The organism is Streptomyces sp. SPB074 (assembly GCF_000154905.1).
Taxonomy (GTDB): Bacteria; Actinomycetota; Actinomycetes; order Streptomycetales; family Streptomycetaceae; genus Streptomyces.
This window is the reverse complement of record NZ_GG770539.1, coordinates 2,530,805-2,557,513: the sequence shown is the minus strand read 5'-3', so window position 1 is coordinate 2,557,513 and position 26,709 is coordinate 2,530,805. Positions and strand designations below refer to the sequence as shown.

The window sequence follows — 26,709 nt, the reverse complement described above, 5'->3', positions numbered from 1 at the left end:
GACTTCGACCGCATGTGGGACACCCTCGCCCCGCTCGGCCGCGACAAGGACAGCGGCGGCTACCGCCGCTTCGCCTGGACACCCGCCGACCGCGACGTCCGCGACTGGTTCCGGCAGCAGGCCGCCGACCGGGGCCTGGTCTACGAGGAGGACCGCAACGGCAACCAGTGGGCCTGGCTCGGCGACCCCGAGGGCCCCGACGCCGTCGTCACCGGCTCGCACCTCGACTCCGTACCCGACGGCGGCGCCTTCGACGGCCCCCTCGGCGTCGTCACCGCCTTCGCCGCGCTCGACGCGCTGCGCGAGCGCGGCACGGCCCCCCGCAAGCCCCTCGCGATCACCAACTTCGCCGACGAGGAAGGCGCCCGCTTCGGCCTCGCCTGCGTCGGCTCGCGGCTCAGCGCGGGCGCGCTCACGAAGGACGCCGCCTTCGCCCTCCACGACGCCGACGGCGTCAGCCTCCCCCGCGCCATGGAACGCGCCGGCTTCGACCCCGAGGCGGTCGGCGCCGACCGCGCCCGCCTGAACCGCGTCTCCGCCTACGTCGAACTCCACGTCGAACAGGGCCGCGCGCTCGACCTGACCGGCGATCCGGTCGGCATCGCCAGCGCCATCTGGCCGCACGGCCGCTGGCGCTTCGACTGGCGCGGCGAGGCCAACCACGCGGGCACGACCCGGCTCGTGGACCGCCACGACCCGATGCTCCCGTACGCCGAGACGGTCCTCGCCGCGCGCCGCGAGGCCGCGCTCGCCCAGGCCGTCGCGACCTTCGGCAAGCTCCACGTCGTTCCCGGCGGCGTCAACGCGATCCCCTCGCTCGTCCGCGGCTGGCTCGACTCGCGCGCCGCCGACCAGGAGACCCTGGACACGGTCGTCACCGCGATCGAGGAGGCCGCCCGCGCGGCCGCGGCGCGCGAGGGCGTCGAACTCGCCGTCGTACGCGAGTCCTTCACGCCCGTGGTCGAGTTCGGCCACGCGCTGCGCGAGGAACTGGCCCGCGTCCTGCGCACCGACGGGGGAGAGGTCCCCGTGCTCCCCACCGGCGCGGGACACGACGCGGGCATCCTCTCCGCGGTCATCCCCACCGCGATGCTGTTCGTGCGCAACCCGACCGGCGTCTCGCACGCCCCCGCCGAGCACGCGGAGCGCGCCGACTGCCACGCGGGGGTCACCGCCCTCGCGGACGTACTGGAGGAGCTGGCGTGCCGCTGACACACCCCGCACGGGAGGAGGCGGCGTGCCGCTGACGTACTGGCTCGAACACGCGTGGCTCGGTGAGCGCACCGCCTCCGGGCTCGTCCTCACGGCCGGCGCGGACGGCCGGATCGCCACCCTCACCGAAGGCGTCCCCGGCCCCCCGCCCGGCGCCGTGCCCCTGCGCGGCCTCACCCTCCCCGGGCTCGCCAACGCCCACTCGCACGCCTTCCACCGCGCCCTGCGCGCGGCCACCCAGCGGGCGCGCGGCACGTTCTGGACCTGGCGCGAGACGATGTACGGCGTCGCCGCCCGCCTCACCCCGGACACGTACCACGCCCTCGCCCGCGCCGTGTACGCCGAGATGGCACTCGGCGGCATCACCGCCGTCGGCGAGTTCCACTACGTGCACCACCAGCCGGACGGCACCCCCTACGCGGACCCCAACGCGATGGGCGAGGCGCTCATCGAGGCCGCGCGCGAGGCGGGCGTGCGCCTCACGCTGCTCGACACCGCCTACCTCTCCGCCGGCTTCGGCGCCCCGCCCGAGCCCCACCAGCTCCGCTTCACCGACGGCGACGCGGACGCCTGGGCCCGGCGCGTGGACCGGCTGCGCGGCGACGCCCACACCGTCATCGGCGCGGCCGTCCACTCCGTACGCGCCGTACCGGCCGACCAGCTCGCGACCGTCGCCGCCTGGGCGCGCGAGCGCGGCGCGCCCCTGCACGTCCACCTCTCCGAACAGCCCGCCGAGAACGAGGCATGCCTGGCCGCGCACGGCATGACACCCACCCAGCTCCTCGCCGCGCACGGCGTCCTGGGACCGGGCACGACCGGCGTGCACAACACCCACCTCACGGACGAGGACATCCGCCTCATCGGCGGCAGCGGCACGGGCACGTGCATGTGCCCGACCACCGAGCGCGACCTCGCGGACGGCATCGGGCCCGCCGTCGCCCTCCAGGAGGCGGGCAGCCCCCTCTCGCTCGGCAGCGACAGCCATGCCGTGCTCGACCTCTTCGAGGAGGCCCGCGCGCTGGAGCTGAACGAGCGGCTGCGCACCCGCACACGCGGCCACTGGACGGCCGCCGCGCTCCTCGAAGCGGCGAGCCCCGGCGGCCACGCCGCGCTCGGCCGCCCCGACGCGGGCCGCCTCGCGCCCGGCGCGCCCGCCGACTTCACGACCCTCGCGCTCGACACCGTGCGCACGGCGGGACACGGCCCGGAACTCGGCGCCGAGACGGCCGTCTTCGCGGGCAGCGCGGCGGACGTGCGGCACACGGTCGTCGGCGGCGAGCATGTCGTACGGGACGGACGGCACACCCGCGTCGCGGACCCGGCCGCCCTGCTCGCCGAGACCCTCGCGGTCCCGCACACCGAAGGAACGGACGCGCGCGCATGACCAGCACCCTCCTCACCGGCATCGGCTCCCTCGTCACCAACGACCCCGCGCACGGCGGCCCGCTCGGCGTGATCGAGGACGCCGCGCTCGTCGTGGACGGCGAGCGGATCGCCTGGACGGGGCCCGCGAGCGCCGCTCCGGCCGCGGACGCCCGCCACGACCTCGAAGGGCGCGCGGTCGTCCCCGGCTTCGTGGACTCGCACTCCCACCTCGTCTTCGCGGGCGACCGCACCCGCGAGTTCAACGCCCGCATGTCCGGCCGCCCCTACGAGGCGGGCGGCATCCGTACGACCGTCGCCGCGACGCGCGCGGCGAGCGACGCGGACCTGGAGGCGAACCTGGCCCGCCACCTCGCCGAGGGCCTGCGCCAGGGCACGACGACGCAGGAGACGAAGTCCGGGTACGGCCTCACGGTGGACGACGAGGCCCGCGCGCTCGCGCTCGCCGCGCGTCACACCGACGAGGTGACGTACCTGGGCGCGCACATCGTGGCCCCCGAGTACGCGGACGACCCGGCGGCGTACGTGGCCCTCGTCACCGGTCCCATGCTCGACGCCTGCGCGCCGCACGCCCGCTGGGTGGACGTCTTCTGCGAGAAGGGCGCCTTCGACGGCGACCAGGCCCGCGCGATCCTCACGGCGGGCGCGGCCCGCGGCCTGGTCCCGCGCGTCCACGCCAACCAGCTCACGTACGGCCCCGGCGTCCAGCTGGCCGTCGAACTGGGCGCGGCGAGCGCCGACCACTGCACGCACCTGACGGACGAGGACGTCGCCGCGCTCGCCGCCTCGGACACGGTCGCGACGCTGCTCCCCGGCGCGGAGTTCTCCACGCGCGCCGCGTGGCCCGACGCCCGCCGCCTGCTCGACGCGGGCGCGACGGTCGCCCTCTCGACGGACTGCAACCCCGGCTCCTCCTACACCTCCTCGATGCCCTTCTGCCTCGCCCTCGCGGTCCGCGACATGGGCATGACCCCCGACGAGGCCCTCTGGTCCGCGACGGCGGGCGGAGCGAAGGCCCTGCGCCGCACGGACGTGGGCACCCTCACGCCCGGCGCCCGCGCCGACCTCCAGATCCTCGACGCCCCGAGCCACGTCCACTTCGCCTACCGGCCGGGAGTGCCCCTGGTGACAGAGGTCTGGCGAGCGGGAGACAGGGTCAGCTGACCGGGTGGTGCCACCGCAGGGCGGGGTGTCCTGCGACGCGGTAGGAGTGCGCTCCGGCGCTGACGCGGAGCCGGACGGTCTCGATACCGGGGCGTCCGGCCGCCTGCCAGGCCCGCACCGCCTCCTCGATCCCGTCCCAGGGGGCGACGGGTCCGCCCTGGCGCACCCGCCAGCTCTCCCCGGCCCGGAGGAAGTGGGCGAAATTCCCGCGCTCCGTGTCGAGAAGGACGGTGCCGAGCCCGTCCACGCGGATCACCCGTGAGCCGGGCGCCGTGAGCTGCGCGAGAAAGGCGGGCATCCCGCCGCCGAGGAGCAGCGCGGGGTCCAGGTCCGTCGTGCGGTCGCCGTCCGCGTCCGCGACGCGCGCGGAGAGGTCCCCCGCGAGCGGCGGGGGCACCTGCGCGCGGGCCTGCATGAACGAGGTGTGCCCGAGGAACTCCCCCTCCCCGCCGCCGTCCTCCCCGGCGGTGAGGCGGAGAAGCCCCGAACCGTTGGGCCAGGAGCCGAGCGTCGTGAGGACGACGCCCCCCGGCCTGGTCTGCCGGAGCCAGCTTTCCGGGACGCGGCGTACCGCGCACGTGGCGATGATCCGGGCGTAGGGGGCTTGTCCGGCGTGGCCGAGGAGGCCGTCGCCGGTCACGGTGTGCGGTACGTACCCGGCTGTCCCGAGCGCGTCGCTGGCCCGGCGGGCGATGCCGGGGTCCACCTCCACGGTCGTGACCGCTTCGGCTCCGAGCCGGTGACACAGCAGCGCGGTCGAGTAGCCCGTCCCCGTACCGATCTCCGGCACCCCGTGCCCGTCCTCGACGCCCGCCTTCCCGAGCATGTCGGCGACCAGGGAGGGAACGGTGGACGACGACGTGGGCGTGCCCGGCACCGCCTCCACGACGTCCTCGGTCGTGGTCCTCCCGTCGAGTCGCGTGACGAGGGACTGGTCGCTGTACGCGAGCGCGGGGCCGATCCGGCCGGCGGGGACCGGCGTCCAGCGGCCGGCCGGACCGGGGACGAACACGCCGGGACGCAGGAACAGTTCGCGGGGGACGGCCTCCACGGCCCGCCGCCACTCGGGACGGGCGAGAACCCCGGCCCCGTGCAGGCGGGCGGCGAGCGCCCGGCGCGCGGAGGTCATGTCGCTCATGCGGCCTCTCCCCGGGCCAGGAGGCCGGCGAAGGCGGCGGCCAGGGGAAGCCCCGTGGCACCTTCCGGCCAGCCCCACTGCCCGTTCGGATTGAGTTCGAGGAAGTGGTGGCGGCCCTCGGCGTCGAGGGCGAGATCGAAGGACCCGGACTCCAGCCCGCAGCGCTCCAGGAACGTACGCAACGCCGAGACGAGGGCGGGCGGAAGCTCGGTCACGGTGTAGGCGAGGGCGGAGTAGTCACGGCGCCAGTCGAGCAGGCCGGAGTCGATGCGCACCGCGAACAGCCGGTGCCCCACGACGAGGACCCGCACGTCCGCCACCTTCCGCACCCGCGCCTGGAAGAGGTGCGGGGCGCGGCCGAGACCGGCGTCGATCTCCTCGGCGGTGACCGGTTCCGCCCAGCCGGCGAGCCGGACGCCCTCGCGCTCGTACGGGGTGGCGCGCAGGGGCTTGTGGATCACGGGACCGTGCGTGGCGATGAAAGCGCGCGCCTGGTCGGGTTCGTTGGTGACGAGCGTGGGCGGTACGTCCAGGGAGAGGCGGCGGGCGAGCGCGAGTTGCGCCGGTTTGTAGTCCGCGGCGGCCTCGCGCGACGGGTGGTTGACCCACAAGGAGCCGTCCAGCGCGTGGAGCACGCCGCCGAGCCCGTACCGGACGTGCGCGGCGGCGTAGCGCGCGTCGTCCCGCCCGAGTTCCTGGAACGCGGGCCACCGCGGACGGCGCCAGTAGACCGACCGGACCCGCGTCGGATCCAGGGTCCTCGACGGGGTACGGACCCGCCCGGACACAGGAGCCGAGCGGGCGCCGAACCGCGCGGAGAGCGCGAGCGTGCCGCGCTCCATGTCGGCGGGGTCGAACCGGACGACCGGCACGCCGCGCTGGTTGAGCCGGGCGATCACCAGGTCGGCGGTGGCGTCGTCCGCCGCGGTGGCGACCAGGACCGCGCTCTCCTCGGGCACGAGCGCCTCTCAGTCCTGGTCGGTCGACTGGTCGTGGCCCTGATCGTTGCCGTTCTGCCCGTCGGGACTCGTGATCGTGGACGTCTCCACCGCCGTGCCGGTCCCGTGCCCGCCCAGGGCGACGACGTGGCCGTGGCGGTCGCGGGCGACGCCGAGCTGGGTGGCGGGGTCGATCTCCGCCACGACGGCGGGAACGAGGGTCGTCGTGGGGAAGGGACGCGGCCGCGTTGTTCCCCACGGGGGAACGGTTGGCCGGGTCGTGGTCATGACGTGTTTCCTCCCGGTGGGGCGGACCGGCCCGGCGACAGGCGAGGCGGTTCCGCGCGGCGAACGCGAGCGAGCCCCGGACGGAGCCGAGGCTGCCGCGGGCCACAGACGTTAGGGAAAGGAGGCGCGAGACGACCAGGTATGTGCAGAGATGTGCAGAGTTCTACGCCGGTTCGAGGGACTCCACGTCTGCCCTCTTGACCGCTCTGCCTGTGTGCCTGACGCTGTCGCGCATCGCTGCACACGTGGATGTGACGGAGGGCCTCATGGCGTTACCGTTCATCGGGATCGACCCGAACACGGGAGACAAGGAGAGCCCGACCGTCTGGGTGGACGAGGAGCGCGGGGAACTGGTCTTCCAAGGCTGGCAGCCGTCCGCCGAGTTGGAAGCGGAGTGTGCGGCCACGCAAGTGCCGGGGCACGCGAGGGGAATTCCGGAGGGGGAAGCGATCGTCCGTTTCGCCGGAGATGGGTCGTCACTCGGCGAGGAGATCACTGACGAACCGGGCGCTGCCGCTCTCTGCCGTGACGCCTTCGACGCGGTGTGGGAACGTGCCGTCCCGCACGACGAGTACAAGATCCGCTGAACGAAGAGATTCCGCTGCTCCATGCCCAGTTCTCCGTCCTCGTCCGCTCAGGCGGCGCGACAGGCTGTTGCCGAACGATTGCGTGCGCTCCGCAAGTCAGCGGGGCTGACGGTGACGGAGCTGGGGGCGGCGTGCGGCTGGCACCACGCGAAGACCTCCCGCATCGAGAACGCGCGTACCGCGCCTTCGGTCAAGGACATCACTGTCTGGTGCCGCGCAAGCGGCGCGGAATCGCTCACGGCTGACTTGGAGGCCCAGTCACTGAACGCGGAGTCGATGTACAGCGAGTGGCGTGACCAGATGCGCGGCGGGATGAAGCGTCTCCAGGAGTCCCTGACGGACTTCTACCGGGAGACACGTCTGTTTCGGGTCTACTCCTCCACGCTCATCCCTGGGCTGTTGCGGACGGAGGGGTACGCCGCCGGGCTGCTCACCGCCATCGCGGGCTTCCGTCAGATCCCGGTGAAGGAGGGGGCGGAGGCCGCTGCGGCCCGTGTGGCCCGGTCACGGGCCATTCACGAGCCGGGGCACCGATTCGTCTTCCTGGTCGAGGAAGCCGCTCTCCGCTACCGGATCGGTGATGACGAGGCGATGGCCGCGCAGCTCGGATTCCTTCTCACGGCGGGTGCCCTGCCCAGTGTGTCGTTGGGAATCGTTCCGGCTTCGCGCTCGCACCGTCGGCAATGGCCGCACGAGACGTTCCACGTGTATGACGACGCCTTGATATCGATCGAGTTGCTCTCCGCAGGTGAAGTTGACGCAGCCGGCCGAGGTCGCCTTGTACGTGAGGGCGTTCGAAGAGCTGCGCCGCATGGCCGTGTACGGCGCCGAGGCCCGGGCCCTGGTGGTGCGTGCGATCGAGGCGCTGGGGTAGCGCGGGGAGTCCCCGAAGCGCGGATTGGTATTCAATGGGGTGCCAAGTTGTGGCAACTCCCCAAGAGAAAAGGGAGGTTGAACGCGTGAGCGATTTCGAGCGTCGCGCGAAGGCGGCGAAGAAATTCGGCGTCTACGTCCTGAGGCTCCGCGAGCGTCTGGGGCTCAGCCAATCCGAATTCGCCGCCCGCATGTTCTGCCATCAGACGCTCGTGTCACGCGTCGAGAGCGGATCGGTCCCGGCCACCGCGGCCTTCGCCGCCCAGATGGACGTGGTCGCGGGCGCACCGGGCGTCTACGCGGACAGGCGAACGGAATTGTTCGGGGCCACCGACCCGGACTGGTTCAAGCCGTACGCGGAATTGGAAGCGCGGGCGGTGGCCATAACGAACTACAGCCCGGTGCTGCTCATGGGACTCCTCCAGACCGCGGAGTACGCGACGGCCATTTACCGTGCTCGCTTCGCGTACGAGACCGCCGAGGAGATCCAGGCCCGGGTGGATCTGCGCGTGGGGCGGCAGGAAGTGCTGGCGCGCCCCGACCCTCCACGGCTGTGGGTCGTCGTGGGGGAAGGCGTGGTGCGTACGTGTGTCGGCGGCGGAGCGGCGATGGCCCGCCAGCTTCGGCATCTCATCGAGCTGGGCGAGCGGCCGGGCATCACCATCCAAGTCCTGCGAGCGGACGACGGTGCACCGCCCGCGCACCTGCCGTTCACGGTCGTCACAGATCCGGACGGGTGCCGCACGGTCTACTCTGAATCGCAGAACCTGGGCGGAACGGTGGACCGTTCGGCCGACGCGGTCGGTTCCGCCACTTCGTTGTGTGACCATCTGCGCGAGAGTGCCATGTCGGGGAAACAGTCGGCCGAGCTGTTCCAACGACTGGCCCGGCAAAGGGAATGCGAATGACGAACGGCCAAGGAATCACCTGGGTCAAGAGCAGCTACAGCGGTGCTGACGGCGGTGACTGCGTCGAACTCGCCGTGGGGGAGCGGACCATGCCCGTGCGGGACAGCAAGTGCGCGGGCTCCGGTCCCGTGATCGAGTTCGGTCGTGCGGCCTTCGGGCGTTTTCTTGAGAGCGTGCGCGAGGGCTGAGGTGGCCGCGTGAGCCCGCCGTTTCCCGTGTCCGGGGCGGCGGGCTCCGCTGTGCGTGGGGGCGTGCGCATACGGTGGGGAACGTGGGTGTGGCGTAAGGGAATTGCCGGGTATGCATGACTTTGGCACGTGCGGGCAGGGGGAACACGGAGAGGCCCGTCCCGGGGGCGGGACGGGCCTTTCGCGCACTGCCGCAGTGCACGTGTTCTGAGCGGAGCCGGAAGAGCGCGGTGCTCATTCCTCCAGCGTCAGCCCCTTGCGGAGCTTCACGAGGGTCCGGGACAGCAGGCGCGAGACGTGCATCTGCGAGATGCCCAGCTCCTCGCCGATCTCGGACTGCGTCATGTTCGCGACGAAGCGCAGCGAAAGGATCTTCCGGTCCCGCTGCGGCAGGCGCGCGATCATCGGCTTGAGGGACTCGATGTACTCGATCCCCTCCAGGCCGTGGTCCTCGTAACCGAGCCGGTCGGCCAGCGCGCTCTCGCTGTCGTCCTCCTCGGGCTGCGCGTCCAGCGAGGAGGCGGTGTACGCGTTCGACGCCGCCATGCCCTCGATGACCTCCTCGCGCTCGATGCCGAGCCGGTCGGCCAGCTCCGAGGGGGTCGGCGCGCGGTCGAGGCGCTGCGCGAGTTCGTCCCCGGCCTTCGCCAGGTCCAGGCGAAGCTCCTGGAGCCGGCGCGGGACCCGTACCGACCACGAGGTGTCACGGAAGAAGCGCTTGATCTCGCCGATGATCGTCGGCATCGCGAAGGTGGGGAACTCCACCCCGCGCGAGAGCTCGAAGCGGTCGATGGCCTTGATCAGGCCGATCGTGCCGACCTGGATGATGTCCTCCATCGGCTCACTGCGGGAGCGGAACCGCGAGGCGGCGAACTTGACCAGGGCGAGATTCAGCTCGACGAGCGTGTTGCGTACATAGGAGTGGGCATGAGTGCCCTCGTCGAGGTCTTCGAGTCGTTCGAAGAGGTTCTTGGAAAGGGCCCGTGCGTCCAGCGGCCCCACCTCGTCGAAAGGCGGGATCTCCGGGAGATCCGCCAGTTCGGGTACGGCGGTGGGGGACCGGAAGGCCGAGGGGTCCAGGGCGAGGTCCCGCTGCACCGCGCCCGAAGGACGAGGAGCGGGGATGGTCGACGTCGCCGGATTCGCCCGCGATGCGTCGAGCTGGGGTGACATGATGTCCTCCATCGTTCTCGGCATATGGCTGCCGATGCCAATACGTGCACTGCGGTGTGCGGCGCCTCCAAAGCCGGCTGTATCGAATGCTTCCTTCTAGCCCTACCCGTTCGCGCACAGTGACCGCAAGTCCTATTCGCGTCAAATGTCCCCTTTAGGGCGGATGTTCGGCTACCGGCAGCGCCTCCGAGGGCGTAGTGTTCGAGAACATCGGCGTATCTCTGCCCAGAGCTCGCCCGCGCGACGCTCGCGGAGAGTTCACGGGGGAGTGTGCCGGGTCAGCACAAAGGCCGTGAGGCGCGACGTGTTTCCGCACGCCGTCGTCACGACGCCTGGTGGACGACGAGGCTCAGGAGACAGACCGGATGGACCGCGGGACGGTCGGCAGCGCGAACAGGGGACGGCTCCGCGTCGAGGTACGCGAAGAGGGCCCCTGGGTCGTGGTCGCGCTCGCCGGTGAACTGGATCACCACACCGCCGAATTGTTGCGTGAACCACTCGACAGCAAGCTCGACGCCGGCCACGCCCGGATCGTCCTGGACTGCTCCGAGCTGGAGTTCTGCGATTCCACGGGTCTCAACGTGCTGCTCGGCGCCCGGCTGCGGGCCGAGGCGGCGGGGGGCGGCGTCCACCTCGCGGCGATGCAGCCGGTCGTCTCGCGGGTCTTCGAGATCACCGGGGCCGACGCCGTCTTCCAGGTGCACCCCACCCTCGCCGAGGCGCTCACCGGCTGAGCGCGCGGCGGGGCGGCGGGTCACGATACGGGGGCGCGGAGTGATCCGCAGGTGTCCGCCGCCCGCTCACGGGCAGGAGACCCCCGTGACCCCCGCAGCAGTCAGGACCCTCCCCACCGGGTCCCCGAGAGACTTGAAGTGTCGAAAGTGTGCACTGAGAACTGGCGATTCCGGCGATTCGGTGAGGTGAAGCGCTGATGAGCACCACCCGGCCGCAATTGCCGGACGACCGCCCCGGCCAGGGCGGGCCCGACGCCCCCGCGCCTGTGCCCGGCGGTGTGTCCGCCGCGCCCGGCGGCCGGCAGACCCGCAGGCTCAGCCTCGTGGGCGAGAGCGGCGTCGTGCCGATGGCGCGTGACTTCGCGCGCCAGGCGCTGCACGCCTGGGGCTGGACGCCCGCCGAGGGCGCGGACCGCAAGGCCGCGGCCGAGGACGTGCTCCTTGTCGTCTCCGAACTCGTCACCAACGCCTGTCTCCACGCGGAGGGACCCGAAGAACTCGTTCTCGGTACGGACGGCAAGACACTGCGGATCGAGGTCGCGGACCTCGGGGCGGGGGAGCCGGAGCCGAGGCGGCCGCATCAGGCGGGGCGGCCCGGGGGGCACGGGATGTTCATCGTGCAGAGGCTTTCGGTGGACTGGGGGGTGGCCCGGACCGAAGGGGTGGCGGGGAAGAGGGTGTGGGCGGAGGTTGCCGCGCCTGCGTAGGCGGGAGGGCTTGTGGGGCTTCGCCCCAAGCCCGATCTCCTGGGGCTCCGCCCCGGGCCCCGGTTCGGGGCTCCGCCCCGGGCCCCGTTCCTCAAGCGCCGGAGGGGCTGATTTGGGGCTCCGCCCCAAGCCCCGCTCCTCAAACGCCGGAGGGGCTGGATGGGAGTCCAGCCCCTCCGGCGTTTTCGTGGTTGTCAGTGGACCTCGCCCATCTTCGTGCGGACCGTGCGGCGGTACATGAAGATTGCCGCTCCGGTCAGGGCGGCCAGGGCTGCCTGGGCGGCCACGACTCCGGAGCGGTCCAGGTTGACGCCCGCGAGGGACAGGAGGCTCGTCACGCTGTCGCCCGCCGTGACCGCGAGGAACCAGACGCCCATCATCTGCGAGCTGTACTTCGCCGGGGACATCTTCGTCGTGACCGAGAGCCCCACCGGGGACAGGCACAGCTCGCCGACCGTCTGCACGAAGTAGATCGCGGCGAGCCACATCGGGCTCACGCGCTCGTTCGCCGTCGTGTCCAGGAGCGGGATCAGGAAGACGAAGAAGGAGACGCCGACGAGGAAGAGCCCCGAGGCGAACTTCGTGACCGTGCTCGGCTCCTTGCCACGCCGGTTCAGCGCCAGCCAGATCCACGCCGTCACCGGGGCCAGCGCCATGATGAACACCGGGTTCACCGACTGGTACCACGAGGTCGGGAAGTGGAAGCCGAGGAGGCTGTTCGTGGTGCGGGTGTCCCCGAAGAGGGACAGCGTCGAGCCGCCCTGGTCGTAGATCATCCAGAAGAGCGCCGCCGCGACGAAGAACCAGATGTACGCGGACATCTTCGACCGCTCCTCGCGGTCCAGGTCCTTGCCCCGCTTGATCCGTGCGAGCACCACCACCGGGATCACGAGCCCGGCGATGTTGATCGGGACGAGCGCCCAGTTGAGCGTGTACACACCGGTCGCGACGAGGACGCCGTACACGATCGCCGCCACCAGGGCCCAGATCAGGCACTTGCGGATCGTCGCGATCTTCTCCTCGCGCGGCTGCGGCTTCGGGACGACGCCGCTCTCGGGGCTCAGGTGCCGCGAGCCGAGCAGGAACTGCCCGAGACCGAGCGCCATGCCCACCGCCGCGAGGCCGAAGCCCAGGTGCCAGGACACGTTCTCGCCGACCGTGCCGATGATGAGCGGCGCTGCGAAGCTGCCCAGGTTGATGCCCATGTAGAAGACGGTGAAGCCACCGTCGCGACGCGGGTCCTGGGGGCCCTTGTAGAGGTGCCCGACCATGGTCGAGATCGTGGACTTGAGCAGCCCCGAGCCGATCGCGACGAGCGCGAGCCCGGCGAAGAAGACGCCCTGCCCCGGCACGGCGAGCAGCAGGTGGCCGCACATGATGACGCCCGCGGCGATCGCGGTCGTCCGGCGCGGCCCCCACCAGCGGTCCGCGATCCAGCCGCCCGGCATCGCGAGCAGGTAGACCATCGCGAGATAGACGGAGTAGATCGCCGTGGCGGTGCCCGCGTTCATGTGCAGGCCGCCGGAGGAGACGAGGTAGAGGGGCAGCAGGGCCCTCATCCCGTAGAAGCTGAAACGCTCCCACATCTCCGTCATGAAGAGGGTGGCCAGTCCGCGGGGGTGGCCGAAGAAACTCTTTTCGCTACCGGCGGTGTCGGAGCCGGTGGCGTCCTTCGTCAGGCTGGGCGCCATGGGTCGTTCCTTGCGTGGGGGGAGGCCGGCACCGGTACGCACCCCTCCTCCCGCGTCCGACGCGGCCGCCGCGCCCGTTGGGGGAGCGCGACGAGGGAGTGGGGGCGCACCAGGAACCACGCTCCGGGCGCTTCCACGCACCCGGAGCCCGGCCGCAGGTCATAGACGAGTCGCGCCGGGCCCGCTCGGGGTGCGGGCGACCGATACCACAAGGACCCTCGCGTGTGCCAAACACCTGCGAAGGTCCGTGATCCGTGCGTCAGACGTTGCGCCAGCCTAAGGCATTCCCCAGGGCCGATGGAGCGGGATGAGGCATCGATCACAGGCGAGGAAGGGAACTGGAGAGCGAGATCACAGGTGAGGGAGCGTCAGGGGCTTCGTTTCGAGGGTGGGGGAGGGGAGTCGGAAGCGGGGGAGGGAGGGGGCGGCCCGGGTGCGGGGGGCGCCTCCGCCGGTGGCTCCCACAGCCGTGCGACAGCTCCCGCACAAGCGCCGCCACCAGCGGCGCGCGCGGTGGCGGACCGCCTTCGCCGAGGGCCCGCCCGGGGGTCCGCGCGCGGTCTACCATCAGGACATGACCCGTGTACTGCTCGCCGAGGATGACGCGTCCATCTCAGAACCGCTGGCCCGTGCCCTGCGGCGTGAGGGCTACGAGGTGGAGGTGCGCGAGGACGGGCCCGCCGCCCTGGAGGCGGGGACGCAGGGTGCCATCGACCTCGTCGTGCTCGACCTCGGCCTGCCGGGCATGGACGGACTGGAGGTGGCCCGGAGGCTGCGCGCCGAAGGGCTCCCCGTACCGATCCTGATCCTCACCGCGCGCGCCGACGAGGTGGACACCGTCGTCGGGCTCGACGCCGGGGCCGACGACTACGTGACCAAGCCCTTCCGGCTCGCCGAGCTGCTCGCCCGCGTCCGGGCCCTGCTGCGGCGCGGCGCCGGGGAGGCCAAGGAGGCCCCCGCGACGCACGGTGTGCGGATCGACGTCGAATCGCACCGGGCGTGGATGGGTGACGAGGAACTCCAGCTCACCGCGAAGGAGTTCGACCTCCTGCGGGTCCTCGTCCGCGACGCGGGGCGGGTCGTCACGCGCGACCAGCTCATGCGGGAGGTGTGGGACACCACGTGGTGGTCCTCGACGAAGACGCTGGACATGCACATCTCGTGGCTGCGGAAGAAGCTCGGGGACGACGCGGCGAATCCGCGGTACATCGCGACGGTGCGGGGTGTGGGGTTCCGGTTCGAGAAGAGCTGAGCCCTCCGGGGGTGGGCGCGGGGATCGGCCTGCGGCCTCTGTCCTCAAGCGCCGGACGGGCTGGGTTTGTCCTCAAGCGCCGGACGGGCTGGTTGTGGCTGAGGTGTGTCCTCGGGGACCGGACGGGCTGGTTGTGGCTGAGGCGTTTTCATGCTGTGACCCTTTTGGGCGGTTTTTATCGCTCTGTTGTTCTTTGTCGCCTAGCGTGAGCGCTAGTCGGCGAAGGGGCGGTGTGTCGTGGGTGCCAGCCAGGGGATCGTGCGGGCGGTCGGGCTCGCTGTGGCGGCGGGGCTCGTGGCCTCGTGCGGGGCGGTGACCGCCCGGTCGAGCGCGGGGACGGCCGCGCCCTCCCCCTCGCCCAGCGCGAGCGCCACCGGCGGCTCCGCCCCGGCGGGCGTCGCCTCCTTCTACACGTACCCGAGCGCGCGGGCGCTCAAGGCCAAGGCCGCCGGTGAGCTCTTCGCCAGCGAGCCCCTGGCGCTCGGTCCGGGGCTCGCGGACGCCGCCGCGAGCGCGCGGCGGATCATGTACCGCTCGGACGGCGCGGAGGGCCCCGTCGCCGTCACCGGCTTCGCGCTCACCCCCACGGGCACCCCGCCCCGGGGCGGCTGGCCCGTCGTCGCCTGGGCCCACGGCACCGCCGGGGTCGGCCCGGACTGCGCGCCCTCGCGCGCGGCGAACCTCTCGGCGGGCCCGGGCGGCCACGACGAGCGGCTGATCACCAACCTGCTGCGCGGCGGCTACGCCGTCGTCGGCACCGACTACCCGGGGCTCGGCTTCCCTGGGCGCCTCCAGGGCTACCTCCAGCTCGGGCCCGAGAGCAACGCCGTGGTCGACAGCGTGCGCGCCGCCCGGCACCTGGACGCCGCGCTCGGCGCGCGGTGGTTCTCCCTCGGGCACGAGCAGGGCGGCGCCGCCGCGCTCGGCGCCGGCGAGATCGCCGCGAAGCGGGCGCGCGAGCTGACCTACCTCGGCACCGTCTCGCTCGCCCCGGTGAGCGACCCGGGCGCCGCCGTGGACGAGGCCGCGAAGCTCAAGCCGCCGTACGCGCCGGACTGGGGCCGTACGGCCGCCCTCCTCACGTACACCGCCGTCGGCGCCCGGCAGGCCACGCCGCCCGCCGCCCCCTCCGACCTGCTGCCGCCCCGCCTCGTGCGGCAGATCCCGGCGGCCGAGCGGCTGTGCCTCGCCCCGCTGGGCGAGCACCTCGAAGGGCTCGACCCGCAGCCGCCCGCGCTCGTCGCGGCGGGCCGGGGCGGGAGCGAGGCGCTCCGCGCCTTCTTCGCCCAGGCGCGGCCCGCGCGCGCGAAGTCCGCGGGCCCCGTCCTCCTGCTCCAGGGCGGCAAGGACGCGACGATCGCCCCGGAGCGCACCGGGAAGCTGAGAGGGCGGCTCTGCGCGCTCAAGGACACCGTCCAGTACAAGACGTACCCGGACGCGGACCACGACGGGCTGCTCGACGCCTCCTTCCAGGACGTGGGGGCGTGGCTCAGCGCGCGGCTGAACGGGAAGAAGGCGCCCGGCGACTGCGGGTAAGGGCCGCCGCCGGGACGGTGCGGAACCCGGCCCCCGGGGCGGGAGGGGAGCCCGGTCCGGGGCGGCGCCCCGCCCCGCGCTGAGCGGGCACCCCGGGGCGGTCGACCTGCCAGGATGGCGTCATGCGCCGCCGCCTCATCACGTCCACCCTCGCCGTCGTTCTCGTCGTGATCGCCGTCTTCGGCCTGTCGCTCGTCATCGTGGAGACGCGGACGATCACCAACAGCGCGCAGGAGCGGCTGGACTCCGAGGCCGTGCGGCTCGTGTCGATCGTGGACAGCAGGCTCATCGCCGAGGAGCAGATCACCTCGGAGATCCTGCGCGACCAGGTCGAGGAGGGTCGCTACGCGGTCGTGCGGCTGCGCAACCGCGCGCCCATCGAGATCGGCAGCAGGCCCGGCGGGGACGTCATCAAGGCGACCGAGCGCGGCGAGGCGGGCGAGTCGGTGACCGTCGAGGAGCCCCGCTCGGAGGTGACGCGCGAGGTCGGCCGCACGCTCACGATCATCGGCCTCGTCGCGCTCCTCGCGATCATCGCCGCCGCGCTCCTCGCCATCCGCCAGGGCAACCGCCTCGCGGCTCCGCTCACCGATCTCGCCGAGACCGCCGAGCGCCTGGGCTCCGGCGATCCGCGCCCGCGCAACAAGCGGTACGGGGTCCCTGAGCTGGACCGGATCGCGGAGGTTCTGGACGGTTCCGCCGAGCGCATCGCGCGGATGCTCACCGCCGAGCGCCGGCTCGCCGCCGACGCCTCGCACCAGCTCCGTACGCCCCTCACCGCGCTGTCGATGCGCCTGGAGGAGATCACCCTCACGGAGAACATCGACACCGTGCAGGAGGAGGCGAACATCGCGATCAACCAGGTGGAGCGCCTCACCGCCGTCGTGGAACGCCTGCTCACGAACTCGCGCGACCCGCGCAACGGCTCCGCCGTGCCCTTCGAGCTCGACGAGGTCGTCAAGCAGCAGGTCGAGGAGTGGCTGCCCGCCTACCGGGGCGTGGGCCGCGCCATCGTCCGCTCGGGGCCGCGCCACCTGCGGGCCGTCGGCACGCCCGGCGCGGTCGCGCAGGTGCTCGCCGCGCTCATCGAGAACTCGCTCATGCACGGCGGCGGTACGGTCGCCCTGCGCACCCGCGCGGTCGGCAACCAGGCCGTCATCGAGGTCACCGACGAGGGCCCCGGGGTGCCCTCCGAGCTCGGCGCGCGCATCTTCGAGCGGACGATCTCGGGGCGGAACTCGACGGGCATCGGCCTCGCCGTCGCCCGCGACCTCGCCGAGGCGGACGGCGGCAGGCTCGAACTCCTCCAGGGCAAGCCGCCCGTCTTCGCCCTCTTCCTCTCCCGCACCCGCCCCCGCAAGCCGAGCGCCGGCGAGGACGGCGAGGAGACGCCGACCGTGCGCTGAGGCTCAGTCCACGCGCACCCGGCGCGCCTTGCGATGCCTGCCCTGGCCCTGGTGGCTGGGCTCCGGGGTGTGGTGCGCGACGACGGGGGACGGCTGCGGGGCGCGGTGCGCGGTCCCGTACGGGCCGTGCGGGTGCGTGAGCACCGACTCCGCCTCGCGGACGGCGGCCGTCACCTCGCGGACCGCCTCCTGGTCCCGGGGCGGCAGCGCGCGGAAGACCCAGCTGCGGTAGGACCAGAAGCGGAAGAGGGTCGCGACGCCGATGCCGCAGAACTTCACGACGTTCGTCTGGAGCGGGGTGTCGAAGCCGAGCCCGTAGGTGCCCGCGTAGAGCACCCCGTTCTCGATGACGAGGCCGATGGCGCTGAAGAACGCGAAGAGCCCCAGCTCCCGCTTGCGGCCCGACTTGTCCCGGTCGCGGTAGGTGAAGTACCGGAACCCGACGTAGTTGAAGACGATCGAGATGATCGTCGCGATGACGCTGGCGCGGACGTAGGCGAGCGAGGTGAAGTGCCGTACGAGGTTGTAGGCGGCCATGTTCACGAGCACTCCGGCGCCGCCGACCGCACCGAATTTCGCCAGCTCCGCGACGAGACGTCTCAGCCGCGAGGGCGGGGCACTGGCGTTCGTCATAAGGCGTTTGTCCCCAGGAGACGGGTACGGAGGGTCCCGGCCATGCTAGGCGCTGCGCGCGCGGGACGCCCGGTCACCGTCGGGACCAGCGGGTACGGATAGGCTGGGGAGGTGACATTCCCCGTAGTCGGCATGGTCGGCGGTGGTCAGCTCGCGCGTATGACGCACGAGGCGGGCATCCCGCTCGGCATCACGTTCAAGCTGCTCAGCGATACCCCGCAGGACTCGGCCGCCCTCGTGGCGCACGAAGTCGTCGTCGGGGATTACCACGATCTGGACACGCTCCGCGACTTCGCGCGCGGCTGCGACGTGATCACCTTCGATCACGAGCACGTCCCCACCGAGCACCTGCGCGCCCTGGAGGCCGAGGGCATCCCGGTCCGGCCGGGGCCCGCCGCGCTCGTGTACGCGCAGGACAAGGGCCTCATGCGCGCGCGCCTGACCGAGCTCGGCGTCCCCTGTCCCCGGCACCGGATCGTCGCCGACCCGGCGGACGTGACGCGCTTCGCCGGGGAGGGCGAGGGCTACCCCGTCGTCCTCAAGACGACGCGCGGCGGCTACGACGGCAAGGGCGTGTGGGTCGTCGGCTCCGAGGCGGAGGCCGCCGAGCCCTTCCGCGCGGGCGTGCGGGTCCTCGCCGAGGAGAAGGTGGACTACGCGCGGGAGCTGGCCGCGAACGTCGTGCGCTCCCCGCACGGCCAGGCCGTCGCCTACCCCGTGGTCGAGTCGCAGCAGGTGGACGGCGTGTGCGACACCGTGATCGCCCCGGCGCCCGGCCTGGACGAGGAACTGTCCGGGATCGCGCAGGAGATGGCGCTGCGGATCGCGAACGAGCTGGGCGTCATCGGGCACCTCGCCGTCGAGCTCTTCGAGACGCGGGACGGCCGCGTCCTCGTCAACGAGCTGGCCATGCGCCCGCACAACTCGGGGCACTGGACGCAGGACGGCGCCGCGACCTCGCAGTTCGCCAACCACCTGCGGGCCGTCCTCGACCTCCCGCTCGGCGATCCGCGCCCGCGCCAGCCGTGGACCGTCATGGTCAACGTGCTCGGCGGCGACTATCCCGACATGTACCGCGCGTACCTGCACTGCATGGCCCGCGACCCCGGGCTCAAGATCCACATGTACGCGAAGGGCGTGAAGCCCGGCCGCAAGGTCGGCCACGTGAACACCTACGGCGGGCACCTGCCCGAGGTCCTGGAACGCGCCCGGCACGCGGCCGGCTACCTGCGGGGGACGATCACCGAATGAGCACCACAGCCCAGCCCCTCGTCGGCATCGTCATGGGCTCCGACTCGGACTGGCCCGTCATGGAGGCCGCCGCGCAGGCGCTGGCGGAGTTCGCGATCCCCTACGAGGTCGACGTCGTCTCGGCGCACCGGATGCCGCGCGAGATGATCGCGTACGGCGAGGACGCGGCCGACCGGGGCCTCAAGGCGATCATCGCCGGGGCGGGCGGTGCCGCGCACCTGCCCGGGATGCTCGCCTCCGTGACGCCGCTGCCCGTCATCGGCGTGCCCGTGCCGCTCAAGTACCTGGACGGCATGGACTCGCTGCTCTCCATCGTGCAGATGCCCGCCGGGGTGCCCGTCGCGACCGTCTCGGTCGGCGGCGCGCGCAACGCGGGCCTGCTCGCGGCGCGCGTCCTGGCGGCGCACGACCCCGCGCTGCTCGCCCGGATGCGTGACTTCCAGCAGGACCTGAACGCGCAGGCGACCGAGAAGGGCCGCCGGCTGCGCACGAAGGCGCAGAACGCGAGCGGGGGGTTCGGCTTCGGGAGCTGAGGCCCGGCGTACGTTCTTCTTCGTACGTCACGGGGGTGACGCCGCGCCCGGCGCGGGGTCGCCCCCTTCGCTCGTCCCGGAAAGAGGTCCCGCCGTGGCCACCCCCCAGCCGTCCCCCGCCCGACTCGAAGAAGCCCGCGCGCTGCTCGCCGGGGCGCCCGTCGTGGACGGGCACAACGACCTGCCGTGGGCGCTGCGCGAGCAGGCGCGGTACGACCTCGGGCGGCTCGACATCGCCGAGGACCAGCGCGGCAGCCTGCACACCGACCTCGCGCGGCTGAGCGCGGGCGGCGTGGGCGGCCAGTTCTGGTCGGTGTACGTCCCGGGCGAGCTGGCCGGGGACGCGGCCGTCGCCGCGACGCTCGAACAGATCGACTGCGTGGACCAGCTCCTCGCCCGCTACCCCGAGCGGCTCGCCGAGGCCCGCACCGCCGACGACATGGAGGCCGCGCGCGCCTCAGGGCGCATCGCCTCGCTGAAGGGCGCCGAGGGCGGCCACTCGATCGCCGACTCGCTCGGCACGCTGCGGGCCTTCTACGCGCTCGGCGTGCGCTACATGACGCTCACGCACAACAGCAACACCCACTGGGCCGACTCCGCGACCGACGAGCCCGCGCACGACGGTCTCACGCGCTTCGGCGTCGAGGTCGTCCGCGAGATGAACCGGCTCGGGATGCTCGTGGACCTCTCGCACGTCGCCGCGACGACGATGCGGGCCGCGCTCGACGCGAGCGAGGCGCCGGTGATCTTCTCGCACTCCTCCGCGCGCGCCGTCTGCGACCACGTGCGCAACATCCCGGACGACGTCCTGGAGCGGCTGCCCGCCAACGGCGGCGTCGCGATGGCCACCTTCGTGCCGAAGTTCATCCTCCCCGAGGCGGGGGAGTGGACACTGCGCGCCGACGAGAACCTGCGCGCCCGGGGCTTCCACCACCTCGACACGACGCCCGCCGCGATGGCCGCCCACCGCGCCTTCGAGGAGGCCAACCCCCGCCCTGTCGCGACCGCTTCGACCGTCGCCGATCACCTCGACCACATGCGGGAGGTCGCAGGGATCGACCACCTCGGTGTCGGCGGCGACTTCGACGGCACGGCCTTCACGCCGAAGGACCTGGACGACGTGGCCGGTTACCCGAACCTCGTCGCCGAACTCCTGGACCGGAACTGGTCCGAGGCCGATCTCGCCAAGCTCACGTGGTCCAACGCGGTCCGCGTGCTGCGCGAGGCCGAGCTCGCGGCGCGGGAGATCCGGCGCGGGCGCGGGCCGTCCAACGCGACGATCGAGGAGCTTGACAGAGAGAAGTAAGCCATTGGGGGTGGGAGTTGAGGTGTGGTGGCCTCAACTCCCGCCGCTTACGCACTTGTTGAAAAGTGTCCTGGATTCGGACACGAACCAACAGTGGCGAACATTGGTCTATGCCTGGCCTGTTGAGCGCGTCTACTCTCGTTTGCGCGGCGCCCCCACAGTGTCGGGGCGTCGTTGTTCCACCCCCACTCCTGGAACAACGAGAGGCCGTCACCCCCATGCATCGCAGACCCGTCATGCGTACCGCCCTGTCCGCGCTCGCCCTCCTGGGAGGTCTCGGCGTCGTCGCCGGGACCGGCACCGCCGCCCAGGCGGACAGCAAGCCCGAACAGCCCGCCTCCGCCAGCCTGTTGACCGCCATGCAAAAGGACTTCCACCTCACCGCGCGGCAGGCCGAGGACCGCCTCGCCGCCGAGAAGCAGGCGGCCAGAACCGACCGCGCCGCGCGGAAGGCCGCCGGTTCCGCCTTCGCCGGCTCCTGGTTCGACGCGAAGAAGGGCACGCTCACCGTCGCGCTCACCGGTACCCGCGCCGCCGGCGCCGTCCGCGCCACGGGCGCCGAGGTCCGCACCGGCGCCCGGCACAGCGCGTCCGAACTCGCCTCCGTGAAGCGCGAGATCGACCGGATCAAGGCGCCCGCCTCCGTCACCGGCTGGCGCGTCGACCCGCGCGCGAACAGCGTCGTCGTGGACGTCGCCGCCTCCCACCGCACCGACCGCGCCGTCCGCGACTTCCTCACCCGGGCCAGGGACGCCGGGCCCGTCGCGGTCCACGCCGTCGAAGGCGCCCCCGAGCGGCCCCGCCCGCTCGCCGCCGGAACGGTCGGCGGCGACCCCTTCTACACCGGCAACGTCCGCTGCTCCATCGGCTTCTCGGTCGTCGGCGGCTTCGTCACCGCCGGGCACTGCGGGCAGCCGGGACAGGCCGTCTACGGCTGGGACAACAGCTACATCGGCAACATCCAGGGCTCGACCTTCCCCGGCGACGACATGGCCTGGGTCAACGTCGGCAGCGGCTGGTGGACGACCCCCGTCGTGCTCGGCTGGGGCACCGTCTCCGACCAGCTCGTCCGCGGCTCCAACGTCGCCCCGGTCGGCAGCTCGATCTGCCGCTCGGGCTCGACCTCGCACTGGCACTGCGGCACCGTCCTCGGCCTCAACGAGACCATCAACTACGCGAACGGACCCGTCTACGAGGCCACGCACACCAACGCCTGCGCCGAGCCCGGCGACTCGGGCGGCTCGTTCATCAGCGGCGACCAGGCCCAGGGCGTCACCTCCGGCGGCTTCGGCAACTGCTCGTCCGGCGGCGAGACGTGGTTCCAGCCGGTCAACGAGATCCTCGGCAGGTACGGGCTGACGCTCGTCACGGCGTGAGACGCCCGGCGAGACGCTGAGTCCTGGTACGGGGCGGGGACGGCTGGTGGCCCCCGCCCCGTAACCGTGCCCGTGCCTGTCCCGTACCGGTACCCGTCGCGCGTATCCGGGGCCCGACCCCGCGCCCGTCCCCGTGGCGGTTCCCCGGCGCGCGGTTCGCTCACCCGAACAGCCGCTCCGACGTGTCGGCCGCCCCGCCCCGTGGCACGGTGGGCGCACTGTCCCCCGTACCCGAGCGAGCACCGGAGCCCTTCCATGGCGGACCTGCGGGACGACACCCTCCCCGACGATCCCTTCCCCGAAGGCACCGACCCGCTCGGCGCGGACGCCGCCGCGCCGCGACCCGCGCCCGAGGACCTCGCCGCGCTGCTCGCCGCGCACCCCGTCGCCGACGGCTACAGCGGGCTCGCCTGGACGCTGCGCCACCTGCCCTGGTGCGAGATGGAACTCGGCGACAGCGCGCTCGGCGCCGACCTGCCCCGCCTGCGGGCCGGCGGGGTCGGCTCGCAGTTCTGGTCGCTCAAGGTGCCGGGGGAGGAGGGCGCGAGCCTCACCCGCACCCTCGAACAGCTCGACTTCGCGCGCACCGTCGTCGCCGCGCACCCCGCGGCGCTGCGCCTGGCGCGCACCTCCTACGACGTCGCCGACGCGTACGGCCGGGGCCGGATCGCCGTCGTGCTGGGGCCCGCCGACGCGCGCGGCATCGACGACTCGCTCGCGGGCCTGCGCACCCTCGCCGAACTCGGTGTCCGCTCGCTGACCCTCGCGGGGGCCCGCTGGGCCGGTGCGGAGGGGCTGAGCGTCTTCGGTACCGAGGTCGTGCGCGAGATGAACCGCCTCGGGATGCTGCTCGACCTCACCGGGGCACCGGCCGCCGTCGTCGCGCGCGTCCTCGACATCTCGCGCGCGCCCGCGCTCCTGCGGGCCGGGGCCGCCGCCGTGCGGCAGCACCCGCGCAACGCGCCCGACGCCGTGCTCGCGGCGCTCGGTGCCGCGCGCGGCCTGTGCCTCGTCCCGCTCACCGAGCCGCTGTGCGGCCCCGCGCTCACCGACACGGCCGACCACATCGACCACGTCCGGGCGGTCGCGGGCCCCGGGTCGGTCGCCCTCTGCGGCGCCCACGACACGGGCGAACCCCACCCCGAGGGCCTCACCGACCCCACCGGTTACCCGCCGCTCCTCACCGAACTGCGCGCCCGGGGCTGGAGCGACGCCGAACTGGCCGCGCTCACCTGGGAGAACGTCGTCCGCGTCCTGAAGGAGGCCGACGAGACGGCGCGCGAGGCGAGCGCCCGGCGCGGCCCGAGCCGGGCACGCCTGGAGGCCCAGGACGAACTGACCCCGAAGCCGGTCCCGGGACTGGGACTGTGACCTGCGAGTCCCGGGCCGCCTGAGGTTCCGCGACGCTCACCGAAGCAGCCTCTCCGGCGCGTGAGGCCCCGCGACGCTCACCGCACAAGCCCCTCCGGCGCGTGAGGAGCGGGGTCCGGGGCGGAGCCCCGCAAGGCCGCTCAGGCGTTGGGCCGCCCCATGGCCCGATACGTCCACCCCGCCTCCCGCCACCGCGCGGCAGACAGCACGTTCCGCCCGTCCAGCAGCACCTTCCGCTCCACGACCTCCCCCATCTGCGCCGGGTCGATCTCCCGGTACTCCCCCCACTCCGTGAGGTGGAGCACCACGTCCGCGCCGCGCACCGCGTCCAGCGCCGTGTCCGCGTAGCCGAGCGTCGGGAAGACGCGCGCCGCGTTCTTCATCGCGCGCGGGTCGTGCACCGTGACCTGGCCGCCCTGGAGGTGGATCTGCCCCGCCACGTTGAGCGCGGGCGAGTCCCGTACGTCGTCCGAGTCCGGCTTGAAGGCCGCGCCGAGCACCCCGACGCGCACCCCGAGGAAGGAACCGCCCACCGTCTCGCGCGCGAGGTCCACCATCTGCGCCCGGCGGCGCATGTTGATCGAGTCGATCTCGCGCAGGAAGGTCAGCGCCTGGTCGGCGCCGAGTTCGCCCGCGCGGGCCATGAAGGCGCGGATGTCCTTGGGCAGGCAGCCGCCGCCGAAGCCGATCCCCGCGCGCAGGAACTTCTTCCCGATCCGGCTGTCGTAGCCGATCGCCTCGGCGAGCTGCGAGACGTCGCCGCCCGCCGCCTCGCACACCTCCGCCATCGCGTTGATGAAGGAGATCTTCGTGGCGAGGAAGGAGTTCGCCGAGACCTTCACCAGCTCGGCGGTCGCGTAGTCCGTGACGAGGAAGGGCGTGCCCTCGCCGATCGGGCCCGCGTACACCGTGCGCAGCAGTTCCTCGGCCGCGTCGTCGGGCACGCCGACGACGATCCGGTCCGGGTGGAGCGTGTCCTCGACGGCGAAGCCCTCGCGCAGGAACTCCGGGTTCCACGCGAGCCGCGCGTCCGCGCCCGCCGGGGCCAGCTCCGCGAGCCGCGCCGCGAGGCGCTCGGCCGAGCCGACCGGCACCGTGGACTTGCCGACGACGAGCGCCGGGCGGGTGAGCAGCGGCGCCAGGGTCTCGACCGCGCTGTCCACGTAGCTCATGTCGCAGGCGAGGTCGCCCTGCCGCTGCGGGGTGTTGACGCACACGAAGTGGACGTCGCCGAAGTCCGCGATCTCCTCCCAGGAGTCGGTGAACCGCAGCCGCTTGGTCGAGCCGTCGAGGCCCGCGACGTGCTTGCGCAGCACCTCTTCGAGACCCGGCTCGTACATCGGGGTCTCGCCGCGCGAGAGCGAGGCGATCTTCTCCGGCACGACGTCGATGCCGAGCACGTCGAAGCCCAGCTCCGCCATGGACGCCGCGTGGGTGGCCCCGAGATAGCCGAGACCGATGACGGTGATCCGGGGGGACTGGACCGGCGACTGGCTCATGGACGGCTCCTGTGCGACGGGGATGCGGGGCGGGCATTCGTGACGGGGCTGCGGCGGTACGCGACGGGGCCGCGCACGGGCCGCCGGACGCGGCCTCGCGGCGGGTCGCGCGGGCGCCTCCCCGGCGGATGCCGAGCATAGTCGGCGGTCCCCGGCCCGCTCCGGGGGCGCGGCCGGGAACGCGCGCGGGCTGTCGGAAACGTCACTCGGGGTGCGCGTTCCGTAGGCGCGGCAGGCTTCGCGGCCTATCATTCGAGACCGTAGGTTACTAACCGGTAATGAGCGTGCGGGGCCGATCCCGGGACCCCTCGCGGCACCCCCGGGCCCGTCCTCGCCGGGCCGTTCGAGAAGGAGACCAGCACCGTGTCCGACTTCGACCTGTACCGTCCGGCCGAGGAGCACGACATGCTCCGCGAGACGGTCCGCGCCCTCGCCGAGGCGAAGATCGGCCCGCACGCCGCCGAGGTGGACGAGCAGGGCCGCTTCCCGCAGGAGGCGCGCGACGCGCTCACCGCCGCCGACCTGCACGCCGTGCACGTACCGGAGAACTACGGTGGCGCCGGGGCCGACGCGCTCGCGACCGTCCTCGTCATCGAGGAGGTCGCCCGCGTGTGCGCCTCCTCCTCGCTCATCCCGGCCGTCAACAAGCTCGGCTCGCTGCCCGTCATCCTCTCCGGCTCCGAGGAGCTCAAGGCGAAGTACCTGGGCCCGCTCGCCAAGGGCGACGCGATGTTCTCGTACGCGCTCAGCGAGCCCGACGCCGGCTCCGACGCGGCCGGGATGAAGACGAAGGCCGTGCGCGACGGCGACTCCTGGGTCCTCAACGGCGTCAAGCGCTGGATCACCAACGCGGGCGTCTCGGACTTCTACACGGTCATGGCCGTGACCGACCCGGCCAAGCGCAGCAAGGGCATTTCCGCCTTCGTCGTCGAGAAGAGCGACGAGGGCGTCTCCTTCGGCGCCCCCGAGAAGAAGCTCGGCATCAAGGGCTCGCCGACCCGCGAGGTCTACTTCGACAACGTCCGCATCCCGGCCGACCGCATGATCGGCGCCGAGGGCACCGGCTTCGCGACCGCGATGAAGACGCTCGACCACACCCGCATCACCATCGCCGCGCAGGCCCTCGGCATCGCGCAGGGCGCCCTCGACTACGCCAAGGGCTACGTCCAGGAGCGCAAGCAGTTCGGCAAGGCCATCGCCGACTTCCAGGGCATCCAGTTCATGCTCGCGGACATGGCCATGAAGATCTCCGCCGCCCGCGCCCTCACCTACCAGGCCGCCGCCGCCTCCGAGCGCGGCGACGCCGACCTCACCTACCTGGGCGCCGCCGCCAAGTGCTTCGCCTCGGACGTCGCCATGGAGGTCACGACGGACGCCGTCCAGCTCCTCGGCGGCTACGGCTACACGCGCGACTACCCCGTCGAGCGCATGATGCGCGACGCGAAGATCACCCAGATCTACGAGGGCACCAACCAGGTCCAGCGCATCGTCATGGCCCGCAACCTGCCGTGACGCGCCGGGCGCGGGGGTAAGGGGCGACGCCAGGCGCCCCGCCCCGCGCC

At 72.8% G+C, this 26,709-nt stretch carries 24 protein-coding genes and 1 pseudogene; 18 read left to right on the top strand and 7 right to left on the bottom strand.

Features of this window, described 5'->3' with window-relative positions; all coding sequences use genetic code 11:
* The 3 genes from SSBG_RS10340 to hutI all read left to right on the top strand — a co-directional run.
* A partial coding sequence (locus SSBG_RS10340; RefSeq protein WP_420790269.1) for an allantoate amidohydrolase occupies positions 1-1,212 on the top strand: 1,212 nt, incomplete at its 5' end.
* Between the two features lie 25 nt (positions 1,213-1,237).
* Entirely contained in the window at positions 1,238-2,596 is a 1,359-nt protein-coding gene (locus SSBG_RS10335) for a formimidoylglutamate deiminase (RefSeq protein ID WP_037869424.1), read from the top strand.
* Positions 2,593-3,759: an imidazolonepropionase gene (hutI, locus tag SSBG_RS10330; RefSeq protein WP_008746104.1), complete on the top strand. Its 1,167-nt coding sequence runs from the start codon at positions 2,593-2,595 to the stop codon at positions 3,757-3,759. The genes SSBG_RS10335 and hutI overlap by 4 nt, the downstream gene beginning before the upstream one ends.
* On the opposite strand, the gene tgmC is transcribed toward hutI, so the two are convergent.
* From tgmC to tgmA, 3 genes are read right to left on the bottom strand one after another with little or no spacing between them, the layout of a single operon-like run.
* On the bottom strand, positions 3,752-4,897 hold the full coding sequence (gene tgmC, locus SSBG_RS10325) for an ATP-grasp peptide maturase system methyltransferase (RefSeq protein WP_037869421.1): 1,146 nt from the start codon (positions 4,895-4,897) through the stop codon (positions 3,752-3,754). The two genes, hutI and tgmC, sit on opposite strands and share 8 nt — an antisense overlap.
* Positions 4,894-5,856, bottom strand: a complete 963-nt coding sequence (gene tgmB, locus SSBG_RS10320; RefSeq protein WP_008746102.1) for an ATP-grasp ribosomal peptide maturase — start codon at positions 5,854-5,856, stop codon at positions 4,894-4,896. The genes tgmC and tgmB overlap by 4 nt, the downstream gene beginning before the upstream one ends.
* Before the next feature lie 9 nt (positions 5,857-5,865).
* Positions 5,866-6,123: a putative ATP-grasp-modified RiPP gene (tgmA, locus tag SSBG_RS10315; RefSeq protein ID WP_008746101.1), complete on the bottom strand. Its 258-nt coding sequence runs from the start codon at positions 6,121-6,123 to the stop codon at positions 5,866-5,868.
* A 266-nt stretch (positions 6,124-6,389) separates the two neighbouring features.
* Between tgmA and SSBG_RS36085 the strand changes: the two genes are divergently transcribed.
* The 4 genes and pseudogenes from SSBG_RS36085 (at position 6,390) to SSBG_RS10295 (ending at position 8,679) form a co-directional block, all read left to right on the top strand.
* The gene (locus tag SSBG_RS36085) at positions 6,390-6,710 is read left to right on the top strand and encodes a DUF6879 family protein (protein ID WP_008746100.1); all 321 of its coding nucleotides are present in this window, start codon (positions 6,390-6,392) and stop codon (positions 6,708-6,710) included.
* A gap of 21 nt (positions 6,711-6,731) precedes the next feature.
* Positions 6,732-7,584, top strand: a pseudogene (locus SSBG_RS10305) (helix-turn-helix domain-containing protein).
* Positions 7,585-7,669: 85 nt separating this feature from the next.
* Positions 7,670-8,491: a helix-turn-helix domain-containing protein gene (locus SSBG_RS10300; RefSeq protein WP_037869420.1), complete on the top strand. Its 822-nt coding sequence runs from the start codon at positions 7,670-7,672 to the stop codon at positions 8,489-8,491.
* The gene (locus SSBG_RS10295; RefSeq protein ID WP_008746097.1) at positions 8,488-8,679 is read left to right on the top strand and encodes a DUF397 domain-containing protein; all 192 of its coding nucleotides are present in this window, start codon (positions 8,488-8,490) and stop codon (positions 8,677-8,679) included. Before SSBG_RS10300 ends, SSBG_RS10295 begins: the two co-directional genes overlap by 4 nt.
* A 234-nt stretch (positions 8,680-8,913) precedes the next feature.
* Here SSBG_RS10295 and SSBG_RS10290 read toward each other — a convergent pair whose 3' ends face one another.
* Positions 8,914-9,864, bottom strand: a complete 951-nt coding sequence (locus tag SSBG_RS10290; RefSeq protein ID WP_037869419.1) for an RNA polymerase sigma factor SigF — start codon at positions 9,862-9,864, stop codon at positions 8,914-8,916.
* 353 nt (positions 9,865-10,217) lie between these two features.
* On the opposite strand from SSBG_RS10290, the gene SSBG_RS10285 reads away from it, so the two are divergent.
* Together SSBG_RS10285 and SSBG_RS10280 are read left to right on the top strand one after the other, a co-directional pair.
* Positions 10,218-10,586: an STAS domain-containing protein gene (locus SSBG_RS10285; protein WP_008746095.1), complete on the top strand. Its 369-nt coding sequence runs from the start codon at positions 10,218-10,220 to the stop codon at positions 10,584-10,586.
* Positions 10,587-10,783: 197 nt separating this feature from the next.
* Complete coding sequence (locus SSBG_RS10280; RefSeq protein WP_008746094.1) at positions 10,784-11,293, top strand: ATP-binding protein; 510 nt, start codon at positions 10,784-10,786, stop codon at positions 11,291-11,293.
* 194 nt (positions 11,294-11,487) lie between these two features.
* Here SSBG_RS10280 and SSBG_RS10275 read toward each other — a convergent pair whose 3' ends face one another.
* A complete protein-coding gene (locus SSBG_RS10275; protein WP_008746093.1) occupies positions 11,488-12,984 on the bottom strand; it encodes a peptide MFS transporter in 1,497 nt (498 codons plus the stop codon).
* Positions 12,985-13,558: 574 nt separating this feature from the next.
* Between SSBG_RS10275 and SSBG_RS10270 the strand changes: the two genes are divergently transcribed.
* The 3 genes from SSBG_RS10270 (at position 13,559) to SSBG_RS10260 (ending at position 17,178) form a co-directional block, all read left to right on the top strand.
* The gene (locus tag SSBG_RS10270) at positions 13,559-14,236 is read left to right on the top strand and encodes a response regulator transcription factor (protein WP_050776886.1); all 678 of its coding nucleotides are present in this window, start codon (positions 13,559-13,561) and stop codon (positions 14,234-14,236) included.
* Positions 14,237-14,473: 237 nt separating this feature from the next.
* A complete protein-coding gene (locus SSBG_RS10265) occupies positions 14,474-15,772 on the top strand; it encodes a lipase family protein (protein ID WP_008746091.1) in 1,299 nt (432 codons plus the stop codon).
* A 122-nt stretch (positions 15,773-15,894) separates the two neighbouring features.
* A complete protein-coding gene (locus SSBG_RS10260) occupies positions 15,895-17,178 on the top strand; it encodes an ATP-binding protein (protein WP_008746090.1) in 1,284 nt (427 codons plus the stop codon).
* A gap of 3 nt (positions 17,179-17,181) precedes the next feature.
* On the opposite strand, the gene SSBG_RS10255 is transcribed toward SSBG_RS10260, so the two are convergent.
* Complete coding sequence (locus tag SSBG_RS10255; protein ID WP_008746089.1) at positions 17,182-17,811, bottom strand: GtrA family protein; 630 nt, start codon at positions 17,809-17,811, stop codon at positions 17,182-17,184.
* Between the two features lie 111 nt (positions 17,812-17,922).
* Here SSBG_RS10255 and SSBG_RS10250 point away from each other — a divergent pair, with 111 nt between their 5' ends.
* The 5 genes from SSBG_RS10250 to SSBG_RS10230 all read left to right on the top strand — a co-directional run bounded on the left by SSBG_RS10250 (position 17,923) and on the right by SSBG_RS10230 (position 23,648).
* Entirely contained in the window at positions 17,923-19,062 is a 1,140-nt protein-coding gene (locus SSBG_RS10250) for a 5-(carboxyamino)imidazole ribonucleotide synthase (protein ID WP_008746088.1), read from the top strand.
* Positions 19,059-19,595 carry a 5-(carboxyamino)imidazole ribonucleotide mutase gene (gene purE / locus SSBG_RS10245; RefSeq protein ID WP_008746087.1) on the top strand — a complete coding sequence of 179 codons (537 nt, stop codon included), beginning with the start codon at positions 19,059-19,061 and terminating at the stop codon, positions 19,593-19,595. The genes SSBG_RS10250 and purE overlap by 4 nt, the downstream gene beginning before the upstream one ends.
* Before the next feature lie 94 nt (positions 19,596-19,689).
* Positions 19,690-20,901 (top strand): dipeptidase, encoded by a 1,212-nt coding sequence (locus SSBG_RS10240; RefSeq protein ID WP_008746086.1) that lies wholly within the window; start codon positions 19,690-19,692, stop codon positions 20,899-20,901.
* A 218-nt stretch (positions 20,902-21,119) separates the two neighbouring features.
* On the top strand, positions 21,120-22,277 hold the full coding sequence (locus tag SSBG_RS10235) for a S1 family peptidase (protein WP_008746085.1): 1,158 nt from the start codon (positions 21,120-21,122) through the stop codon (positions 22,275-22,277).
* Positions 22,278-22,532: 255 nt separating this feature from the next.
* On the top strand, positions 22,533-23,648 hold the full coding sequence (locus SSBG_RS10230) for a membrane dipeptidase (protein WP_008746084.1): 1,116 nt from the start codon (positions 22,533-22,535) through the stop codon (positions 23,646-23,648).
* A 140-nt stretch (positions 23,649-23,788) separates the two neighbouring features.
* Here SSBG_RS10230 and SSBG_RS10225 read toward each other — a convergent pair whose 3' ends face one another.
* Positions 23,789-25,147, bottom strand: coding sequence for a UDP-glucose dehydrogenase family protein (locus SSBG_RS10225; protein ID WP_008746083.1), 1,359 nt, complete (start codon positions 25,145-25,147; stop codon positions 23,789-23,791).
* Between the two features lie 405 nt (positions 25,148-25,552).
* Here SSBG_RS10225 and SSBG_RS10220 point away from each other — a divergent pair, with 405 nt between their 5' ends.
* Positions 25,553-26,659, top strand: coding sequence for an acyl-CoA dehydrogenase family protein (locus tag SSBG_RS10220; protein WP_050776885.1), 1,107 nt, complete (start codon positions 25,553-25,555; stop codon positions 26,657-26,659).
* Positions 26,660-26,709: the final 50 nt, after the last annotated feature.

What these genes read in the sequence shown, in the direction of transcription:
- hutI (WP_008746104.1), top strand. Translation starts at nt 2,593, where the DNA reads ATGACCAGCACCCTCCTCACCGGCATCGGCTCCCTCGTCACCAACGAC.
- tgmC (WP_037869421.1), bottom strand. Translation starts at nt 4,897, where the DNA reads ATGAGCGACATGACCTCCGCGCGCCGGGCGCTCGCCGCCCGCCTGCAC.
- tgmA (WP_008746101.1), bottom strand. Translation starts at nt 6,123, where the DNA reads ATGACCACGACCCGGCCAACCGTTCCCCCGTGGGGAACAACGCGGCCG.
- SSBG_RS36085 (WP_008746100.1), top strand. Translation starts at nt 6,390, where the DNA reads ATGGCGTTACCGTTCATCGGGATCGACCCGAACACGGGAGACAAGGAG.
- SSBG_RS10295 (WP_008746097.1), top strand. Translation starts at nt 8,488, where the DNA reads ATGACGAACGGCCAAGGAATCACCTGGGTCAAGAGCAGCTACAGCGGT.
- SSBG_RS10290 (WP_037869419.1), bottom strand. Translation starts at nt 9,864, where the DNA reads ATGGAGGACATCATGTCACCCCAGCTCGACGCATCGCGGGCGAATCCG.
- SSBG_RS10285 (WP_008746095.1), top strand. Translation starts at nt 10,218, where the DNA reads ATGGACCGCGGGACGGTCGGCAGCGCGAACAGGGGACGGCTCCGCGTC.
- SSBG_RS10280 (WP_008746094.1), top strand. Translation starts at nt 10,784, where the DNA reads ATGAGCACCACCCGGCCGCAATTGCCGGACGACCGCCCCGGCCAGGGC.
- SSBG_RS10275 (WP_008746093.1), bottom strand. Translation starts at nt 12,984, where the DNA reads ATGGCGCCCAGCCTGACGAAGGACGCCACCGGCTCCGACACCGCCGGT.
- SSBG_RS10270 (WP_050776886.1), top strand. Translation starts at nt 13,559, where the DNA reads ATGACCCGTGTACTGCTCGCCGAGGATGACGCGTCCATCTCAGAACCG.
- SSBG_RS10260 (WP_008746090.1), top strand. Translation starts at nt 15,895, where the DNA reads ATGCGCCGCCGCCTCATCACGTCCACCCTCGCCGTCGTTCTCGTCGTG.
- SSBG_RS10255 (WP_008746089.1), bottom strand. Translation starts at nt 17,811, where the DNA reads ATGACGAACGCCAGTGCCCCGCCCTCGCGGCTGAGACGTCTCGTCGCG.
- purE (WP_008746087.1), top strand. Translation starts at nt 19,059, where the DNA reads ATGAGCACCACAGCCCAGCCCCTCGTCGGCATCGTCATGGGCTCCGAC.
- SSBG_RS10235 (WP_008746085.1), top strand. Translation starts at nt 21,120, where the DNA reads ATGCATCGCAGACCCGTCATGCGTACCGCCCTGTCCGCGCTCGCCCTC.
- SSBG_RS10230 (WP_008746084.1), top strand. Translation starts at nt 22,533, where the DNA reads ATGGCGGACCTGCGGGACGACACCCTCCCCGACGATCCCTTCCCCGAA.
- SSBG_RS10225 (WP_008746083.1), bottom strand. Translation starts at nt 25,147, where the DNA reads ATGAGCCAGTCGCCGGTCCAGTCCCCCCGGATCACCGTCATCGGTCTC.
- SSBG_RS10220 (WP_050776885.1), top strand. Translation starts at nt 25,553, where the DNA reads ATGCTCCGCGAGACGGTCCGCGCCCTCGCCGAGGCGAAGATCGGCCCG.